The organism is Curtobacterium pusillum (genome assembly GCF_013359865.1).
Taxonomy (GTDB): domain Bacteria; phylum Actinomycetota; class Actinomycetes; order Actinomycetales; family Microbacteriaceae; genus Curtobacterium; species Curtobacterium pusillum.
Genome location: NZ_JABMCE010000086.1, coordinates 14,417 through 31,895, shown reverse-complemented (window position 1 = coordinate 31,895; position 17,479 = coordinate 14,417). Strand labels below are relative to the sequence as shown.

19 protein-coding genes are annotated in these 17,479 nt (G+C 71.9%); 14 read left to right on the top strand and 5 right to left on the bottom strand.

What is annotated here, in order from left to right:
* The first annotated feature begins 24 nt into the window (after positions 1–24).
* On the top strand, positions 25–1,107 hold the full coding sequence (locus tag HP507_RS16380; RefSeq protein ID WP_175352874.1) for a bifunctional GNAT family N-acetyltransferase/class I SAM-dependent methyltransferase: 1,083 nt from the start codon (positions 25–27) through the stop codon (positions 1,105–1,107).
* 19 nt (positions 1,108–1,126) lie between these two features.
* On the opposite strand, the gene HP507_RS16375 is transcribed toward HP507_RS16380, so the two are convergent.
* Entirely contained in the window at positions 1,127–2,482 is a 1,356-nt protein-coding gene (locus HP507_RS16375; protein WP_175352873.1) for an APC family permease, read from the bottom strand.
* A 201-nt stretch (positions 2,483–2,683) separates the two neighbouring features.
* Here HP507_RS16375 and HP507_RS16370 point away from each other — a divergent pair, with 201 nt between their 5' ends.
* From HP507_RS16370 to budC, 3 genes are all read left to right on the top strand, one after another.
* A complete protein-coding gene (locus tag HP507_RS16370) occupies positions 2,684–3,451 on the top strand; it encodes an HAD family hydrolase (protein ID WP_175352872.1) in 768 nt (255 codons plus the stop codon).
* 76 nt (positions 3,452–3,527) lie between these two features.
* Positions 3,528–6,038 carry a glycoside hydrolase family 65 protein gene (locus tag HP507_RS16365; protein WP_175352871.1) on the top strand — a complete coding sequence of 837 codons (2,511 nt, stop codon included), beginning with the start codon at positions 3,528–3,530 and terminating at the stop codon, positions 6,036–6,038.
* A gap of 233 nt (positions 6,039–6,271) precedes the next feature.
* A complete protein-coding gene (budC, locus tag HP507_RS16360; protein WP_175352870.1) occupies positions 6,272–7,039 on the top strand; it encodes a meso-2,3-butanediol dehydrogenase in 768 nt (255 codons plus the stop codon).
* Positions 7,040–7,059: 20 nt separating this feature from the next.
* Here budC and HP507_RS16355 read toward each other — a convergent pair whose 3' ends face one another.
* Together HP507_RS16355 and HP507_RS16350 are read right to left on the bottom strand one after the other, a co-directional pair.
* Positions 7,060–7,446, bottom strand: a complete 387-nt coding sequence (locus HP507_RS16355) for a VOC family protein (protein WP_175352869.1) — start codon at positions 7,444–7,446, stop codon at positions 7,060–7,062.
* The gene (locus HP507_RS16350) at positions 7,443–7,958 is read right to left on the bottom strand and encodes a DUF1697 domain-containing protein (RefSeq protein ID WP_175352868.1); all 516 of its coding nucleotides are present in this window, start codon (positions 7,956–7,958) and stop codon (positions 7,443–7,445) included. Before HP507_RS16350 ends, HP507_RS16355 begins: the two co-directional genes overlap by 4 nt.
* Positions 7,959–8,046: 88 nt before the next feature.
* Between HP507_RS16350 and HP507_RS16345 the strand changes: the two genes are divergently transcribed.
* From HP507_RS16345 to HP507_RS16335, 3 genes are read left to right on the top strand one after another with little or no spacing between them, the layout of a single operon-like run.
* Positions 8,047–8,511, top strand: coding sequence for a prevent-host-death protein (locus HP507_RS16345; RefSeq protein WP_175352867.1), 465 nt, complete (start codon positions 8,047–8,049; stop codon positions 8,509–8,511).
* Between the two features lie 36 nt (positions 8,512–8,547).
* Entirely contained in the window at positions 8,548–8,859 is a 312-nt protein-coding gene (locus HP507_RS16340; protein WP_271207360.1) for a type II toxin-antitoxin system RelE family toxin, read from the top strand.
* Between the two features lie 46 nt (positions 8,860–8,905).
* A complete protein-coding gene (locus tag HP507_RS16335; protein ID WP_175352865.1) occupies positions 8,906–9,385 on the top strand; it encodes a hypothetical protein in 480 nt (159 codons plus the stop codon).
* Positions 9,386–9,443: 58 nt separating this feature from the next.
* Here HP507_RS16335 and HP507_RS16330 read toward each other — a convergent pair whose 3' ends face one another.
* Complete coding sequence (locus HP507_RS16330; protein ID WP_175352864.1) at positions 9,444–10,916, bottom strand: NCS2 family permease; 1,473 nt, start codon at positions 10,914–10,916, stop codon at positions 9,444–9,446.
* A gap of 156 nt (positions 10,917–11,072) precedes the next feature.
* Here HP507_RS16330 and folE point away from each other — a divergent pair, with 156 nt between their 5' ends.
* From folE to HP507_RS16305, 5 genes are all read left to right on the top strand, one after another.
* Entirely contained in the window at positions 11,073–11,690 is a 618-nt protein-coding gene (gene folE / locus HP507_RS16325; protein ID WP_175353069.1) for a GTP cyclohydrolase I, read from the top strand.
* On the top strand, positions 11,687–12,616 hold the full coding sequence (folP, locus tag HP507_RS16320) for a dihydropteroate synthase (protein WP_175352863.1): 930 nt from the start codon (positions 11,687–11,689) through the stop codon (positions 12,614–12,616). Before folE ends, folP begins: the two co-directional genes overlap by 4 nt.
* Positions 12,613–13,362, top strand: a complete 750-nt coding sequence (locus HP507_RS16315) for a pyrimidine reductase family protein (RefSeq protein WP_271207361.1) — start codon at positions 12,613–12,615, stop codon at positions 13,360–13,362. Before folP ends, HP507_RS16315 begins: the two co-directional genes overlap by 4 nt.
* Positions 13,363–13,392: 30 nt before the next feature.
* The gene (locus HP507_RS16310) at positions 13,393–14,046 is read left to right on the top strand and encodes an HAD-IA family hydrolase (RefSeq protein WP_175352862.1); all 654 of its coding nucleotides are present in this window, start codon (positions 13,393–13,395) and stop codon (positions 14,044–14,046) included.
* Between the two features lie 89 nt (positions 14,047–14,135).
* Entirely contained in the window at positions 14,136–14,678 is a 543-nt protein-coding gene (locus HP507_RS16305; RefSeq protein ID WP_175352861.1) for a type 1 glutamine amidotransferase domain-containing protein, read from the top strand.
* A 51-nt stretch (positions 14,679–14,729) separates the two neighbouring features.
* Here the strand turns inward: HP507_RS16305 and HP507_RS16300 are convergent, their stop codons facing one another.
* Entirely contained in the window at positions 14,730–15,236 is a 507-nt protein-coding gene (locus HP507_RS16300; RefSeq protein WP_175353067.1) for an MOSC domain-containing protein, read from the bottom strand.
* Between the two features lie 154 nt (positions 15,237–15,390).
* Here HP507_RS16300 and HP507_RS16295 point away from each other — a divergent pair, with 154 nt between their 5' ends.
* Both HP507_RS16295 and HP507_RS16290 read left to right on the top strand, forming a co-directional pair.
* On the top strand, positions 15,391–16,968 hold the full coding sequence (locus tag HP507_RS16295) for a DNA-3-methyladenine glycosylase 2 family protein (RefSeq protein ID WP_175352860.1): 1,578 nt from the start codon (positions 15,391–15,393) through the stop codon (positions 16,966–16,968).
* On the top strand, positions 16,965–17,477 hold the full coding sequence (locus tag HP507_RS16290) for a methylated-DNA--[protein]-cysteine S-methyltransferase (RefSeq protein ID WP_175352859.1): 513 nt from the start codon (positions 16,965–16,967) through the stop codon (positions 17,475–17,477). The genes HP507_RS16295 and HP507_RS16290 overlap by 4 nt, the downstream gene beginning before the upstream one ends.
* Positions 17,478–17,479: the final 2 nt, after the last annotated feature.

Genomic DNA, 17,479 nt, shown 5'->3' with positions numbered 1-17,479 from the left:
GACTGCGAGCGGTAGCGTCGTCGCGTGACGATCGAGCTGCGCCGCGTGACCGCCGACGACTGGGAGTCCTGGCGCCCGGTCCGGCTCGCGGCCCTCGCGGACTCGCCCGGAGCGTTCGGGTCGACGCTCGCGGACTGGGCGGGAGCGCCCGAGCGCCGCTGGCGGGACCGCCTGTCGATCCCCGGTGCGCTCGACCTGCTCGCGTTCGACGGGGCGGACGCCGTCGGGATGGCGAGCGGTGTCCCCGACGTCGACGACCGCGGACGCGCCGAGCTCATCTCGATGTGGGTCGACCCGGGATCCCGCCACCGAGGAGTGGCGGCGGCGCTCATCCGAGCGGTCGCCCGCTGGGCGGCAGGCGTCGGCATCGCGGAGCTCGAGCTCTCGGTGATGCCCGACAACCGCACCGCCCGTCGCGCGTACGAGCGGTGCGGCTTCGTCGCGGTGGACGAGCCCGGCGACCGGTTGCCGGACGGACGGCACGAGGTCGTCATGAGGCGGGACCTCTCCCCCGAGCGGACCCTCGAGGCATACGAGCGCGAGGCCGCGCGCTACACCGAGCGCACCGACGACCACCGCGCCGCTCTCGTCGACGACCTGCTCGCCCTCGTCCCGTCCGGCTCGCACGTGCTCGAGCTCGGCTCCGGCCCCGGTCGGGACGCCCTCGCCCTCGAAGCAGCCGGGCTCGTGGTGGACCGCACCGACGGCGCCCGGTCGTTCGTCGATGCGCTCCGCGCGGCCGGTCACGGCGCCCGGGTGCTCGACGTCCTGCAGGACGCGTTCGGTGGCCCGTACGATGCGGTCTTCGCCAACGCCGTGCTGCTCCACGTGCCGCGTCCGGCGTTCGCGGACGTCCTGGGTCGGACGCTCGCCGCCGTGCGGCCCGGCGGGGTCCTCGCCGCGACGGTGAAGCTCGGCGAGGGCGACGCGTGGAGCACCCGGAAGCTCGGCCGTCCACGGCACTTCACCTACTGGACCGACAGCTCCCTCGCCGAGGTGGTCGGACGGGCGGGATGGGGCGACGTCGCCGTCCGCGAGACCACCAGGACGGGCTCCGACGAGCGCTGGCTGACCGTGACGGCCCGGCGGCCGGCCCTGACCGGGTGAGCGGCGCGACCGGGTCGCGTCAGCGGATCACCCCTGCCTCGTGGTCGCGCCCGGAGCGTCGCCCCGTGAACCGGGCGATGAAGTACAGCACCGCGCCGGCCGCGAGGAGCATCGCCGCGTAGAGCCACACCTGCCCGCTCTGCTGGGTGAGGAGCAGCACGCACGACGCGACGCCCAGCACCGGGACGAACGTCCACACCCGGAAGTGGTCGTGCTCGACGTGGTCGCGGCGGAGGACGAGCACCGCGACGTTCGTGCTGATGAACACGAAGAGCAGCAGGAGGACGACGGTCTCGGCGAGGGTGCCGACGTCACCGATGAGCGTGAGGAGCATCGCGACGACCGTGGTCGCCACGATCGCCGTCCACGGGGTCCTCCGGTTCGGCAGCACCTTGCTGAGGACGGCGGGCAGGAGGCGCTGCTCGGCCATGCCGTACGTCACGCGGCTCGCCATGATCATGGTCAGCAGCGCACCGTTCGCCACCGCCACCAGGGCGATGAGGCTGAACACCCAGTCCGGGACCGGGACGCCGCTGGCGGAGACGACTGCGAGCAGGGGGCCGCTCGACTTCTCCAGCTCGGACGCGGGGAGCGCGATCGAGCTCGCGAGCGCGACGAGCACGTAGACGATGCCCGCCGTGGCGAGCGCGCCGAACAGGGCCTTCGGGTAGACGCGGCGGGGTTCGCGGACCTCCTCGGCGACGTTGGCCGAGGTCTCGAAGCCGACGAACGAGTAGTAGGCGACGATCGCTGCGCCGAGGGTGGCGAGCGCGGGGTTCGCGTCGGCGGGGAACGCGCCGATGCGGGAGACGTCGCCGCCACCGCCGCCGAGCATCACCGCGACCACCACGATCACGATCACCAGGCCGGACACCTCGATGATCGTCATCACGACGTTGCTGCGGAGCGAGTCCGAGATTCCGCGGGCGTTGAGGCACGCGATGAGCGCGAGGAAGACGATCGCGGTCGGCACCGGCGGCAGGTCGACGAACGTGCCGAGGTAGTCGCCGGCGAAGGCGAGGGAGAGTCCGGCGGCGCTCGTCACGCCCGCGGCGAGCATGCAGAAGCCCACGAGGAACGACACGATCGGCACCTTGTACGCGCGCTCCGCGAACACCGCGGCGCCGCCCGCCTTCGGGTACTTCGTGACGAGCTCCGCGTACGAACCCGCGGTGAGGAGCGCGAGCAGGAGCGCGAGGACCAGCGGCGCCCAGAGCGCTCCGCCGACGTCCTTCGACAGGGTGCCCATGAGGGCGTAGATGCCGGCGCCGAGGACGTCGCCGAGGATGAACAGGTACAGCAGTGGGCCGGTGATCGCCTGGCGGAGCTTGGATTCGCCGCCGTGCTGCGTCGGGGCAGCGGTGTCGCTCGTCATGGTGGTGCCTTTCCGTCCCTGCCAGCCTGTCGATCGGGTACTCAGCGACTGCACAGGCGAGCCGGCGAGCGCGTTCGTCCTCCACGTCGAACGGCTGTGTGAACTCTTTCCACAGACTCCGGCGCGTCTGAACGCGGGGCCTGGAGCGGTCCTAGACTCGGCGGGAACAACGTCGACGACCCCGTCCCTGGAGGGCTGCCCATGACGACGCCGGACCGGCGCACACCCGCGCGACTCGCAGACCAGCGAGCGCTCCTGTTCGACCTCGACGGTGTCCTCACCCCGACCGCTGACGTCCACATGCGCGCGTGGAGCCGGCTCTTCACCCCGTACCTCGCGGCGCACGGCGTCGCTCCGTACACGCAGCAGGACTACTTCGCCCACATCGACGGCAAGCCGCGGTACGACGGCGTGCGCTCCCTGCTCGAGTCGCGCGGCATCCGCCTCCCGCAGGGCACGCCCGACGACGCACCCGACGCCGACACCGTGTGCGGCCTCGGCAACCGCAAGAACGCCGAGTTCACGGCCGAGCTGACCGAGCACGGCGTCGAGCCCTACCCCGGTTCGCTCCGGTTCCTCGTCGCCGCGATCGACGCCGGGCTGTCCGTGGCTGTCGTGTCCAGCTCGGCCAACGCCGTCCAGGTGCTGCGCACGGCCGGCATCCTCGAGCGCTTCCCAGTGGTCGTCGACGGGCTCGTCGCTCGGCAGGACGGCCTCGCCGGCAAGCCCGCCCCGGACACCTACCTCGACGCGGCGAGCCGGTTCGGGCTGACCGCGGCCGAGTGCGTCGTGGTCGAGGACGCCACGAGCGGGGTCGAAGCCGGTCGGAACGGCGCCTTCGGTCTCGTCATCGGCGTCGACCGCGGCGCCGGAGCGGACGCGCTCCTGGCGCACGGCGCCGACGTGGTGGTGCGCGACCTCGACGAGCTCGTCCACGAGCTGCCGGAACCCGCCACCAGCGCGACGTAGGCCGACGGGCCGAGGCGCGTCGTGCCTCCAGGCCCGCTCGTTCCACCCCGAACTCCCTCCCTTCCCACGGAGCACCATGAACCCCATCACCTCCGACCCACTCGACCGGGTCCGGTACCCGATCGACGAGTGGGCGCTCGTCGAGACCGAGTACGCCCCCGACGAGCAGGGCGTCGCAGAGACGAACTTCGCCGTCGGCAACGGGTACCTCGGCCTGCGCGGCAACCTCGACGAGGGCCGTGGCGGCGTGCAGTACGGCACGTACATCAACGGGTTCCACGAGATCTGGCCGATCCGCCACGCGGAGGACGCCTTCGGCTTCGCGAAGACCGGGCAGACGATCATCAACGTGCCCGACGCGAAGGTGATCCGCCTCTACGTCGACGACGAGCCGCTCGTCCTGGCCGAGGCGGACATCCTCCGGCACACCCGCCGGCTGGACTTCCGCGGCGGGTACCTGTTCCGTGAGACCGAGTGGTCGACGCCGTCCGGCAAGCGGGTGCTCATCCGGTCCCGGCGACTCGTGTCCTTCACCGACCGGCACCTCGCGGTCATCGACTACGAGGTGACCGTGCTCGACGCGGACGCCTCGATCCTGTTGTCGAGTCAGATCCTCAACCGGCAGGACGTGCAGGACGAGTACCACGCGGGGATGCGTGCGGCGGCGAACGCGTTCGATCCGCGCAAGGCCGAGGCGTTCACGGAGCGCGTGCTCGAGCCGAAGCTGAAGCGCAGCACCGGTGGCCGCTCCCTCCTCGGCTACCAGGCGGCGAGCTCGGGCATGACGATCTGCGTCGGTGTCGAGCACCACCTCGAGACCGAGAACACCTGGGACGAGTCGTCGTCGATCGAGGACGACCTCGCGAAGCACGTCTACCGGGTGCAGGCGCGCGCCGGGCAGCCGACCCGGTTGACGAAGCACGTGGTCTACCACACGTCCCGAGGCGTGCCGGCGCGGGAGCTCGCGGACCGCTGCGACCGGTCGCTCGACCGATCGCGTGCCGAGTCGGTCGACGTGGCGTTCGCCCGTCAGGCCGAGTGGATGGACGACTTCTGGGCCCGCAGCGACGTCGAGATCGCCGGGCAGCCCGCGATCCAGCAGGCGGTCCGCTGGAACCTGTTCATGCTCGCGCAGGCCACCGCCCGGACGGACGGGCACGGCATCGCCGCGAAGGGCGTCACGGGTTCCGGGTACGGCGGCCACTACTTCTGGGACATGGAGATCTACGTCCTGCCGTTCCTGTCGTACACGGCGCCGATCGTCGCCAGGAACGCACTCCGGTTCCGGTTCAACATGCTGGACGCCGCACGCTCCCGTGCCCGCGAGCTGAACCAGCGGGGCGCGCTCTTCCCGTGGCGGACGATCAACGGCGAGGAGTCCAGCGCGTACTACGCCGCCGGCACCGCGCAGTACCACATCGACGCGGACATCGCCCACGCGCTCATGCAGTACGTGCGCGCATCCGACGACCGCGAGTTCCTCAAGCGCGGAGCGATCGACATCCTCGTCGAGACCGCGCGGCTGTGGGAGGACCTCGGGTTCTGGCGGTCGAACGGCGACAAGAAGTTCCACATCGACGGTGTCACCGGCCCGGACGAGTACACCACGGTCGTCGACGACAACCTCTACACGAACGTGATGGCCCGGGCGAACCTGTGGTTCGCGGTGAACGCGTGCCGCGAGCTCGCGGTCGACGACCCGGAGGAGTACGACCGCATGGTGCGGCGGACCGGGCTGCAGGCGCAGGAGATCGCCGGCTGGGAGCACGCGGCCGAGTCGATGGAGATCCCCTTCGACCCGCACCGCGGCATCCACCCGCAGGACGCGCAGTTCCTCGACAAGGAGCTGTGGGACCTCGAGCACACGCCGGAGAGCAAGCGGCCGCTGCTGCTGCACTACCACCCGCTGGTGATCTACCGGTTCCAGGTGCTCAAGCAGGCCGACGTCGTGCTCGCACTGTTCCTGCAGGGGCACGAGTTCACCGCCGCCGAGAAGCGCCGCGACTTCGACTACTACGACGCGCTCACCACGGGCGACTCGACCCTGTCCGCGGTCGTCCAGTCGATCATGGCGGCCGAGGTCGGCTACCACGACCTGGCCCTGCAGTACTTCCAGACGGCGCTCTACGTCGACCTGGCGGACCTCCACGGCAACACCTCGGACGGCGTGCACATCGCGTCGACGGGCGGCATCTGGGGCGCGCTCGTCAACGGGTTCGGCGGCATGCGCGACCACGGCGGCCGGATGACCTTCAACCCCAGGCTTCCGAAGCACTGGGAGCGGATCACCTACCGCATCACGGTGCGGGGTTCGCGGGTGCGGGTCGACCTCGAGCAGGAGACCATGACCTTCACCGTCGAGACGGGCGAGGGGTTCACGGCCTGGGTGCACAACCAGGAGTGGGACGTCACGGCCGGTGAGCCGACCGTCGTGCCGCTGCCCCACCACGGGCCGCGGATGACCGGCCGCGCCCCGACCACGAGCGACATCCAGGGCACGCTCCGGGCCGACGGGTCGGTCATCACCGCGTCCATCCCGACGATCTCGCTCGACCGCGACCTGGAGCCCGAGGACACGACGGCCTGACCTCACCCACCGGCCCCTGGTGGCGCGGGTCGCCCCCGCCACGACCGGCGCCCCGCCACGACGCGCGCCCCCGACTCCGCTGCGATGCCCGCTCCGGCGCGATGCGCGATGCGCGATGCGCCGCGATGCGCGCCTCCGAGCGCACCCAGCCGGGTGTGGGCATCGTGGCGAACCGTGCCCCGCAGGGCCGACGGCGTCTCCCCCGGGCACGGAACGCAACGAGAGGAGCCACCATGGGCAACCGGTTCGAGGGCAAGGTCGCGATCGTCACGGGAGCGGGGTCCGGCATCGGCGAGGCCACCGCGCGGGCCTTCATCGACGAGGGAGCGTCCGTCGTCCTGACCGACAGCGTCGACGACAAGGTGCGCGCCGTCGGCGATTCGCTCCCGACCGACCGCGTGGTGGTGCTCCGGGCCGACGTCGCGAGTCCGGCGGACTGGCAGACCGTCGTCGATGCCACCGTCGACCGGTTCGACCGGGTCGACGTGCTCGTCAACAACGCCGGGACGTTCGGTTCCGGCGACATCACCGACGTGAGCACGGAGGAGTGGCGCCGAGTCATCGAGACCGACCTGTCGGGCGTCTTCTACGGCACGCGGGCCGCGCTGCCGTTCCTCCGCGAGACGAAGGGGTCGATCGTGAACACCTCGTCGGTGTCGGGGGAGGACGCGGACTGGCGGATGAGTCCCTACAACGCGGCCAAGGGCGGCGTGACGAACTTCACGAAGGCCGCCGCGCTCGACAACGGGCAGTTCGGGGTGCGTGTGAACGCGGTCGCTCCGGGCCTCGTGTGGACCGACCTCACCGAGGCCCAGGCGGAGGACGAGGAACTCCAGGCGAAGTTCGCGGAGCGGATCGCCCTCGGTCGCGGGGGTCGGCCGGACGAGGTCGCAGCGGCCGTGCTCTTCCTGGCCAGTGACGCGGCGTCGTTCATCACCGGCGCGGTCCTGGCCGTCGACGGCGGGACCACCGCGAGCAACGGCCAGCCCCCGCAGTCCTGACCGTCGCCGTCGGAGCGCGGTCAGCCGGCGACGAGTTCGACCTTGAAGCGCTCCCCGTCCTCGAGGAACGCGGCGTGGTGGTCGGGGCCGCCGGCGTGCGGGTGGCGGTCCTCGTAGAGTCGGCTCCAACCGTGGTCGGGCGCGCTCGTCCAGAGGTGCTCGACGGCTGCTGCGTCACCGGCGTGGAACGCGAGGTGGCTCAGTCCTGGTCGGCGCCGGTCGTTGGTCCCGCCGAGCGGTGCCCCCTCCAGCACGACGTACAGGTCGCCGAGCCGCCAGCTCCGGCCCGCGTCCCACTGCTGGAACGGCTCGTAGCCGAGTTCCCCGAGGAGCCAGGCCCATGCGCGACCGGTCGCCGCGAGGTCGGAGGCGCGCAACTCGACGTGGTGCAGTCCGCCGCGCCTCACAGGAGCTTCCGGAGGGTGTTCGTGTTGCGGGTCGTCGTCGTGCGCTTGAAGCGTGCGGCGCCGGCGCGTTTCGCGAACACCGTGTCCGTGCTCGACCCCTTCGGACACGACCAGTAGACGACTCCGGACCCGGGGGCGACGCGTTCGACCGACTCGTCGAGTTCGAGGTCCGCGAGCAGGTCGTCGAGCGCGTCCTCGTCGGAGCCGAACACCACGTAGTCATGGCGGTCCTCGGCCGACGGGAACGGGAACCCGTCGACGATCGCAGCCAAGCCGTCGTGCGGGACGAGCACGATCCAGGCGTCGTACCCGAAGCGTTCCCGGAGCGCCTGCTCCACGTCGGACTTCAGCGCGGTGGCGGTGCCGTCTGCCGAGAACACGACGTTCCCGGAGGCGAGCACGGTCCGGACGTCCCCATAGCCGCGTTCCCGGAACAACGCCGCGAGGTCCGCGCTCTTGATCGTGATCCCGTTGACGTTCACCCCGCGCAGCAGCGCGACCCACCTGGCCATGCTCGAACCGTACCGCGCACGCCCGACGCGAGCCGCGCCTCCTGGGCCGGTGCTTGTGTTCAGAACATGTTCTGAATAAGCTGCGTCCATGACCCTCCTGGCTCCGATACGACCGCGACGATCGGTGCAGTCGTCCGACCTCTCCCGGCATGCGAAGGACGTCTTCGCCGCAGCGGAACGGGAACCGCTGGAAGTGACCCGACGTGACGGCAAGCCGCTCGTGCTCACGACGAAGGAACGTTCGGACGACGAAGAAGCGGTGCTGGACATCGCTGCGCAACTGATCGCCGCGGTCACGATCAACGAACAGTTGCCGTTGCCGGATCGGCTCGCGATACCGTACCCGTGGCTCAAGCTCCTGAGCCGAGCCGACCAGCAGCGGTTCGCGCGTGAGATCGTCGAGGTCGCGCGCGGATCGTTCTCGTTGCGGCAGCCCAGACGGTTGCTTCTCGAGATGCAGGCATGGCGGAACACCGCCGAAGCGATCGCCGCGGGGTGGGACACGTCCGAGCCGGACATGCTCGACGGACTCAGTGCGGTCGAGAAGCCCTGAACGATGGCGGCTCGGCGTGCCGGTGTGGCCCGACCGGTGCGCACCACCGAGTACACGATCGTCTTCGGCACGCGTGCTGCGGAGCAGGGCTGGCGCGACCTGGTCGCCACGCAGCGGAACGCAGTGGTGGTGGCCTGGGAACGGCTCACGACGGATCCGACGGCTGAGGACCTCGCTTGTCATGCGCTCCGTGGTGAGCTCGGTGTCGTAACGCACTCCGGCAGGACGTGGGTGCGCCGGCAGTTCGAGCTGAAGCGGGGTGCTCGGCTCTGGTACACGGTCGACGACGAGAACCGGACGGTCCACCTGCTCGCCGTGCACACGCACCACCCCAACGCGACGAAGTGACACCCGACTCGGAGCAGCCGCAGCCGCGCTCCGGTAGACGGGCCCCATGACGAAGGACGCATCGAACGACGCACCGAACGACGACGAGCAGGGGCCCGACGACCTGCACCAGGTGCCCGAGGGCGTGACCGACGCCACCGTCGAGGCGCTCGGCACGCTGTCGGCCGCGGTCGAGGTGATCGAGCACGCTCGGGGTCTGCTCTACGGCTTCCACCGTCTGACCGGCACGGCCGACCTGGACCTCGGCGAAGCGGTCGAGCAGCTCCGGAAGGCCGGCCACACCGGCCTCGCCGACCGGATCGACACCGAGCTCGTCGGCCGGAACGTCATCGCCGGCCGGTGGACGTTCCAGATCGTCGAGGACTACGACGACGGCTACTACGCCCTCGCGAAGGAGCTCGAGCGGACCGCGCGCGAGGAGCTCGTGCGGGGGCGTCGCCACCTCTTCGAGGCGGGCATGAAGGAGGACCGCCGGACGAAGGGGCAGCGCCACCACGAGGCGACCCCCGCCGACCTGCCGGACTGACTCCGCCCGCACCCTCGCGTTTTGCGGAAGGGCGGAAGGGCGGAAGGGACGCCGCGGGTCAGCCGACGCCGAGCAGCGCCTCCAGCGGCCCGCGCGCGAAGTAGAGCAGGAAGCCGGCCGCGACGACGTAGAGCAGCCAGGAGACCTGACGCCCGCGGCCGGACAGCAGCTTGATGAGCACCCAGCTGATGAAGCCGGCCCCGATGCCGTTCGCGATCGAGTAGGTCAGCGGCATGATCACGATCGTCAGGAACGCCGGCAGGGCTGCCCCGAAGTCCGTCCAGTCGATGTCCTTCACCTGCGCCACCATGAGCGCACCGACGACGACGAGCCCGGCGGCGGCGACCTCGAGCGGGACGACCTGGGTGAGCGGCGTGAGGAACATCGACGCCAGGAACAGCAGGCCGGTGACCACGGAGGCCATGCCCGTGCGGGCGCCTTCACCGATGCCGGCGGCGGAGTCGATGAACACGGTGTTCGACGACACCGACGAGCCACCGCCCGCGATGGCCCCGGCGCCCTCGACGACGAGCGCCGACTTGAGCCGCGGGAAGGTGCCGTCAGAGTTCGCGACGCCGGCGGCCTTGGCGAGCCCGGTCATCGTGCCCATGGCGTCGAAGAAGTTCGTGAAGACGAGCGTGAAGACGAGCATCGACGCGGCGATCGGCCCGATGCGGGTGAAGGCGCCGAAGACGTCGGCGTGCCCGACGAGCGACAGGTCCGGCACGGCGAAGAACGCGCTCGGCAGGCCCGGGGCGTTGAGGTTCCAGCCGGTGGGGGAGTCCACGGAGGTGGGCACCTTGAAGATCGCCTGCAGGATGATCGCGACGATCGTGGTCGCGACGATGCCGATGAGCAGCGCGCCCTTGACCTTGCGGGCCATGAGCGTGCCGATGACGACGAGGCCGATGAGGAACACGATCGTCGGGAGCGCCGCGACGGAGCCGTCCTCACCGAGCTGCAGCGGTGGTGAGGCGTTCTTCGTGGTGCGGACGAAGCCGGAGTCGACGAGTCCGATGAACGCGATGAACAGGCCGATACCGACCGTGATCGCCGCCTTGAGCTGCGGCGGCACGGCCGTGAAGATCATCGTCCGGATGCCGGTGAGCGCGAGGATCACGATCACGACGCCGTTGATCACGACGAGGCCCATCGCCTCGGCCCACGTGACCTGGTGCACGACGCTGACGGCGAGGAACGAGTTGATCCCGAGCCCCGCTGCGATGCCGAACGGCAGGTTCGCGATGAGGCCCATGGCGATGGTCATGAGGCCGGCGACCAGGCCGGTGGCGGCCGCGACCTGCGCGTTCTGGAGCCACCCGCCGAGGACGTCCTGCGGTGCCTGGTCCTGGCTGAACCCGCCGAGGATGAGCGGGTTGAGGATGACGATGTAGGCCATCGTCACGAAGGAGACGAGACCACCGCGGATCTCGCGCGGGATGGTCGACCCGCGGTGCGTGATGGAGAAGAAGCGGTCGAGGCCGGTCGCGAAGCGGTTCCGGGGTGTGGTGTCGGTCTGCGGGGCGCTCACCGGCCAAGTTTAAAGGACGCTGGGTTCCCGGCGTGTCACAGCGACCGTCCAGCGGACTGCCGGGAGGCGCGGCTCGGCTCCCGGGTTCGTCCCACCCGGCGACGGTCTCGCGTTCTCCGGCCACGGCTGGTGTTTGATGGGTGGGTGACGTCACGCATGGACCGTGCCCGCGTCGAGGCCGCCGTGCGCGAACTCCTGCTGGGCATCGGGGAGGACCCGGACCGCCCCGAACTCGCCCTGACCCCGAAGCGGGTCGCGGACGCGTACGCCGAGTTCTTCGCCGGCATCGGTACGGACGCGGTGGCGATCGCCCGCAGCGGCACCGTGCACGCCGAGGACGGCGAGCGCGGCCAGCTCGTCATCGTGCGCGACGTCCGGTTCCGTTCGGTGTGCGAGCACCACCTCCTGCCGTTCCTCGGCGTCGCACACCTGGCGTACACCCCGGGTGAGCGGCTCATCGGCCTCGGTACCCTCTCCCGCGTGCTCGACGCCGTGGCCGCTCGCCCGCAGCTGCAGGAGCGCCTCGGGGAGCAGGTGGCGGCGACGATCGCGGAGGGGCTCGGTGCCGCGGGCGTCCTCGTCGTGCTCGACGCGCAGCACCAGTGCGTGACGACCAGGGGGGAGCGCCAGACCGGTTCCACGACCGTGACCGTGGCCGCGACCGGCACACTGGGTGAGCCCGTGGCCCGCGCCGAGGCGATCGCGCTGATCGGCGCCGGAGCCGCGACGGGGGCGGCCCCCGCCGCCGGAACCGACCACCGGACCGAGGCATGACGACCGACGGGGCCGCACCGCGCCTCCCGACCGCACCAGGCTGGGTCGTCCCCGACCTGCGCGACCCCGTCCGCACCATCGGCCGCCGCACCTTCGACTTCGACCGCCGCATCGTGGTGATGGCGATCGTGAACCGCACCCCCGACTCCTTCCACGACCGCGGCGCCACCTTCGAGCTCGACCGCGCCGTCGAGGCCGCCGTCCGTGCCGCCGAGCAGGGCGCCGACTGGGTCGACATCGGCGGCGTGAAGTTCGCGCCCGGGCCGGAGCTCCCCGCAGCCGAGGAGCTCGACCGCGTCGTCCCCGTCGTCCGCCAGCTCGCGCAGGAGTCGGACGTGACCATCAGCGTCGACACGTTCCGCCCGGAGGTCGCCGCAGCCGCGATCGAGGCCGGTGCGAGCGTCGTGAACGACACGACCGGGCTGTACGACCCGCGGATGGCGGCCGTCGTCGCGGACTCCGAGGCCACGATCGTGGTCACGCACTCGATCGCCGAGCCCCGTCGTGAGCTGCCCGCACCACCGCAGTACGCCGACGTGACGACCGAGGTGGTCGACTTCCTGCGCGAGCGGGTCGACCGGGCGCTCGCGGCGGGGGTCCCGGAATCCCGGATCGTCGTCGACCCGGGACACGACCTCAACAAGAACACCGTGCACACGCTCGAGCTGACCCGGCGGCTGCCCGAGGTGGTGGCACTCGGCTACCCGGTGCTCGCGGCCGTGTCGAACAAGGACTTCGTGGGGGAGTCGCTCGGTCGTCCCCGGGGTGCGCGCCTCGCCGGTTCACTGGCCGCTGCGACCGTGAGCGCGATGCTCGGTGCCCGGATCGTCCGGATGCACGACGTCGCCCCGAGCGTCGACGCGATGCGCATGGTCGAGGCGACGCTCGGGTGGCGCGAGCCGGTCGAGGCGAGGCACAACACGTGACCGTCCTGCCCCCCGCGATCGCGGACCTGTCCGACGACGACCTGCTCGAGCTGTACTCCGCGGGTGCGCGGGCGCCGTGGCTGCGCGTGAACTTCGTGACGACGCTGGACGGTTCGGCGTCGGCGTCCGGGACGACGGGTCCGCTCGGCGGACCGGACGACCTGCGCGTGTTCGACCTGCTCCGCCGGATGGCCGACGTGGTGCTCGTCGCCGCCGGGACCGTGCGCGACGAGGGCTACGGGCCGATGGTGCTGCACGACGCCGACGTCGCCTGGCGTCGGGAGCACGGGATGCCCGACCACCCGGTGTTCGCGATCGTCTCCGGGGCGCTGTCCCTCGACCCGGCGTCGCGGGTGTTCACCGAGCCGCCGGTGCGACCGATCGTGCTGACGTCGTCGACCGCCGCCGGGTCGTCGCAGGCGGCGGCTCTGTCCCGCGTCGCCGACGTCGTGCCGTGCAGCGATCCCTCGGAGCCGGACGGCGTGAACGCTGCGGTCCTCCGGGACGAACTGGTCGCGCGTGGTCTCGGGAGGATCCACTGCGAGGGCGGTCCGTCGTTCCTCGGGACGCTCGTCGCGGCGGACCTCGTCGACGAGCTGGCCCTCACGATCGACCCGTCGCTCGAGGGCGGCGCCGGACCTCGGATCACGCGGGGGTCCTCTCCGGACCTGCGGCGGATGCGGGCGGCGCACGTGCTGCGGGGCGAGGGCGACGTGCTCCTCACCCGGTACCTCCGCGAGCGCTGACGTCCGGGGTCCTGGGCTAGGGTCGGGCGCGTGATCGACATCGTGGCGTCCGGGGTCCTCTTCGACATGGACGGGACGCTCGTCGACTCGACCGCGGTGGTCGAGGCCGCCTGGACCGGGTTCGGCAGCCGGCACGACATCGACCCGCACACGATCCTCGCGTTCTCGCACGGCCGGCAGACGATCGACACCGTGCGGCACTTCCTGCCCGAGCTGCCCCTCGACGAGCAGCACCGCATCGTGGAGGAGATGATCGCCGCCGAGGTGGACAACGTCGACGGCATCCTCGAGGTCCCGGGAGCCGCCGCGTTCGTGTCCCGGCTGGTCGACGCCGGGGTGCCGGTCGCGCTCGTCACGAGTGCGCCGCGCGACCTCGCCGTGAACCGGATGCGGGCCGCCGGGGTGCACGTGCCCGAGGCGCTCGTCACGTCGGAGGACGTCGAGCACGGCAAGCCGCACCCCGACGGGTACCTCCGAGGAGCGGCTCTGCTCGGCGTCGAGGCTTCGGCGTGCGTGGCCTTCGAGGACGCCCCCGCCGGGCTCGAGGCCGCGATCGCGTCCGGAGCGACGACGGTCGTCGTCGGCGCGCTCGACGCCACGGTCACGGCCGGGCTCTACCGTCTGGCGGGCTACGACGGCATCACGGTGGAGTCCGAGGGAGCCGCGTTCCGCATCCGCGGCTGAACGCACGCTCCGTACTGCGGACACGTCCAGCAGTCCCCGACGACGCTGGAGCGTGCGGCCGGAACGACCGGGCCGCGGAAGGAGCGACCATGGCAGCCCTCGACGGCAAGAACGTCCTCGTCATCGCGACGAACTACGGCGTGGAGCAGGACGAGATCGTCGTCCCCACCGAGCAGCTCCGCGAGCGCGGCGCCTCGGTGACCGTGGCGGCGCAGGACACGGACCCGATCCAGACCCTCGTCGGCGACAAGGACCCGGGCAAGACCCTCGACCCGGACACGACCATCGCGACCGCTTCCGCCGGCGAGTTCGACGCGCTCGTCGTGCCCGGCGGCACGATCAACGCCGACAACCTCCGGACCGACCAGCAGGCGGTCGCCCTCGTGAAGGCCTTCGCCGACGTCGGGAAGCCCGTCGCGGCGATCTGCCACGGTCCGTGGGCCCTCGTCGAGGCCGGGGTCCTGACCGGGAAGACGATCACGTCGTACCCGTCGCTGCAGACCGACGTGCGGAACGCGGGGGCCGAGTGGGTCGACCAGGAGGTCCAGGTCGACGGTGGACTGATCACCTCCCGCAACCCGCACGACCTGCCGGCGTTCGTCGACGCGATCGAGAAGGCCCTGACCGCCTGAGCGATCGCACGACCAGCACGACTGCGAGCGACGCCCGCCCGCCCGGCCGCGTCAGCGCGCGATCGGCACGGGGTGGGCCGTGCGGAGCACCGCGGGTCCGAGGGCGAGCACGCCGTCGGACTCCGGGTCGCACCGCACCCCGCCCCGTCCGCGCATCGCCCGGAACGCCCCGGGAGCGACCTCGTGGTCCATCCACGCGCACGGGTTCGCCGGCCGGTACCCGCGGAACAGGACCGGACCGGAGTCGTCCGCGATGCTCTCCAGGGAGAACGGCCGGCCCCGCAGCGCCTCGACGTCGGCGCCGCGCAGGTACACGTTCCGCCGGGTCGCCGCCGGGTCCACGTCGACGCCGAGCTCGGCACCGACGGCTTCGAGCGACTCGAGCCCGATGAGCGTCACGGAGGCGTGCACGTGCGCCCGGGAGGCGAAGTACCGATCGCCGACGATGCCGAGGCCGGCGCGGACCTCGATCCGGTCCTGCAGCTCCGGCCCCTCGGCGGGCAGCGCCCCGTCCGCCGGACGCCCCTCGTACCGGTGCCGGCCGGACACGAGCAGCATCGCGATCTCGACGTCGGTCCGGACGGGGAGGTCGCCGGAGCCGGCCAGGTCGTCCACGGGGGTCACATGCACACGCTAGCCGCGCCTCCCGAGCCGGTGCTGCCGCGTCTGATTCCCGCCAGTCGATGTCGGTGACGCATGTCAGGCTGGACCCATGTCCACCGCACCAGACGCGCTGCACGCCGAGCGCTACCGCGTCGTCGCCTCACGCGACGCCCGGTTCGACGGTCAGTTCGTCACCGCGGTGCACTCCACCGGCATCTACTGCCGTCCCTCGTGTCCGGCGCGCACCCCGCGCGAGACCGGCGTCACCTTCTACCGGACCAGCGCCGCAGCGCACCTCGCCGGGTTCCGCGCCTGCAAGCGGTGCCTGCCCGAGGCGACCCCGGGCAGTCCGGAGTGGGACCTCCGCGAAGACGTCGCCGGCCGCGCCATGCGCCTCGTCCTCGACGGCGTCGTCGAACGCGACGGGGTCCCCGGGCTCGCAGCGCGGGTGGGCTACTCGGAGCGACAGCTCAACCGGATCATGACCGCCGAACTCGGCGCCGGACCGAAGGCGCTCAGCCGGGCGCACCGTGCGCAGACCGCGCGGACCCTGCTCACGTCGTCGGACCTGCCGATCGCGGACGTCGCGTTCGCCGCCGGGTTCGCGAGCGTCCGGCAGTTCAACGACACGGTGCGCGAGGTCTTCGCGGTCACGCCGACCGAGCTCCGTGCACGACGCGTGCTGCGGCCGGTCGCCGACGGTGCGCTGCACGTGCACCTGCCCGCTCGAGCCCCGTTCGACGCCCAGGGGCTCCTCGACTGGCACGCGCTGCACGCCCTGCCGGGCACGGAGCAGGTGGAGACCGACGACACGGGTCGGGTCACCTCCTACGGGCGGTTGCTCGACCTGCCAGGAGGCGCGGCTCACTTCACCGCGTCGGCCGCCGTCCCGAGCGTGGCCGGCACCGGGGCGGGCGGCCGGGGCACCGGGATCGACCTGCGAGTGCGGGTGACGGACCTCTCGGACCTGCCCACGCTGGTGGCGCGCGTCCGCTCGTCCTTCGACCTCGACGCCGACCCGGTCGCCGTCGACGCCGTCCTCGGGACGGTCCCGGCGCTCGCCGACGCCGTCGCCCGGGTGCCCGGCATCCGGTTGCCCGGCGCCGTGGACCCGCACGAGATCGTGTTCCGGACGCTCATCGGCCAGCAGGTGTCCGTCGCGGCCGCTCGCACGGCGCAGACCCGGCTCGTCGCGGCGCTCGGCAGCCCGGTGCCGGACGCGGTCCTGCCCGGCGGACGGCTGTTCCCCTCCGCCGAGACGATCGCCGTGCGCGGTCACCAGGTCCTGCGCGGGCCGGCGGCACGGGTCGACACCATCGTCCGCGTGGCCGCCGCGCTCGCCGACGGGTCGCTCGTCGTCGACGGCGGGCAGTCGCTCGACGAGCTGCGGGACGGACTCCTGGCGGTGAAGGGCATCGGCCCCTGGACCGCCGACTACGTGGCACTCCGCGTCCGCCACCACCCGGACCTCTTCCTCCACAGCGACCTCGCCGTGCGCAACGGTGCACAGGAACTCGGACTGCCCGGTTCGGCGCGGGAGCTCTCCCTATGGTCGGAGCAGGTGGCGCCGTGGCGGAGCTACCTCACGATGCACTGCTGGCGACCGGTCATCGACCGAGCGATCGCGACGGCCGGTGCGGCGCACATGAACACTGCGGCTCCGGCCGCTCGGAAGGACGAACGATGACCGACGCAACCATCCAGACCCTCGACACCCCGGACGGACCCTTCACCGTGCTCGAGGACGCGCAGGGCCGCGTCCTCGCCTCGGGGTGGACGGACTCCGTCGACCGCATCCTCGGGCGTCTCGCCGACAAGCACCGGCCCGAGCGCATCACGGACGGCACGGTGGCCTCGGCCGACGCCGTGGATGCCTTCTACGCGGGGGAGACCGAACACGCGATGCAGGTGCCCGTGCGGCAGTTCGGCACCGACCTCTTCACCGAGGGGTGGCGGCAGCTCCGGCTCATCCCCGCCGGCGCCGTGCTCACGTACACCGAGTTCGCGGGGGCGATGGGCCGCCCCGACGCCGTCCGTGCCGCCGCGAGCGTGTGCGCCCGGAACGCGCCGGCGCTGTTCGTGCCCTGCCACCGGGTGCTGCGAACCGACGGGACGCTCGGCGGCTTCGCGTGGGGACTCGACGTGAAGCGGGCGCTGCTCGAGCGGGAGTCGGTCGGGACGACGGCCCTCGTCTGACC

What these genes read in the sequence shown, in the direction of transcription:
- HP507_RS16365 (WP_175352871.1), top strand. Translation starts at nt 3,528, where the DNA reads ATGAACCCCATCACCTCCGACCCACTCGACCGGGTCCGGTACCCGATC.
- HP507_RS16370 (WP_175352872.1), top strand. Translation starts at nt 2,684, where the DNA reads ATGACGACGCCGGACCGGCGCACACCCGCGCGACTCGCAGACCAGCGA.
- HP507_RS16335 (WP_175352865.1), top strand. Translation starts at nt 8,906, where the DNA reads ATGACGAAGGACGCATCGAACGACGCACCGAACGACGACGAGCAGGGG.
- HP507_RS16290 (WP_175352859.1), top strand. Translation starts at nt 16,965, where the DNA reads ATGACCGACGCAACCATCCAGACCCTCGACACCCCGGACGGACCCTTC.
- HP507_RS16300 (WP_175353067.1), bottom strand. Translation starts at nt 15,236, where the DNA reads ATGCTGCTCGTGTCCGGCCGGCACCGGTACGAGGGGCGTCCGGCGGAC.
- HP507_RS16375 (WP_175352873.1), bottom strand. Translation starts at nt 2,482, where the DNA reads ATGACGAGCGACACCGCTGCCCCGACGCAGCACGGCGGCGAATCCAAG.
- HP507_RS16350 (WP_175352868.1), bottom strand. Translation starts at nt 7,958, where the DNA reads ATGGCCAGGTGGGTCGCGCTGCTGCGCGGGGTGAACGTCAACGGGATC.
- folE (WP_175353069.1), top strand. Translation starts at nt 11,073, where the DNA reads ATGGACCGTGCCCGCGTCGAGGCCGCCGTGCGCGAACTCCTGCTGGGC.
- budC (WP_175352870.1), top strand. Translation starts at nt 6,272, where the DNA reads ATGGGCAACCGGTTCGAGGGCAAGGTCGCGATCGTCACGGGAGCGGGG.
- folP (WP_175352863.1), top strand. Translation starts at nt 11,687, where the DNA reads ATGACGACCGACGGGGCCGCACCGCGCCTCCCGACCGCACCAGGCTGG.
- HP507_RS16305 (WP_175352861.1), top strand. Translation starts at nt 14,136, where the DNA reads ATGGCAGCCCTCGACGGCAAGAACGTCCTCGTCATCGCGACGAACTAC.
- HP507_RS16295 (WP_175352860.1), top strand. Translation starts at nt 15,391, where the DNA reads ATGTCCACCGCACCAGACGCGCTGCACGCCGAGCGCTACCGCGTCGTC.
- HP507_RS16345 (WP_175352867.1), top strand. Translation starts at nt 8,047, where the DNA reads ATGACCCTCCTGGCTCCGATACGACCGCGACGATCGGTGCAGTCGTCC.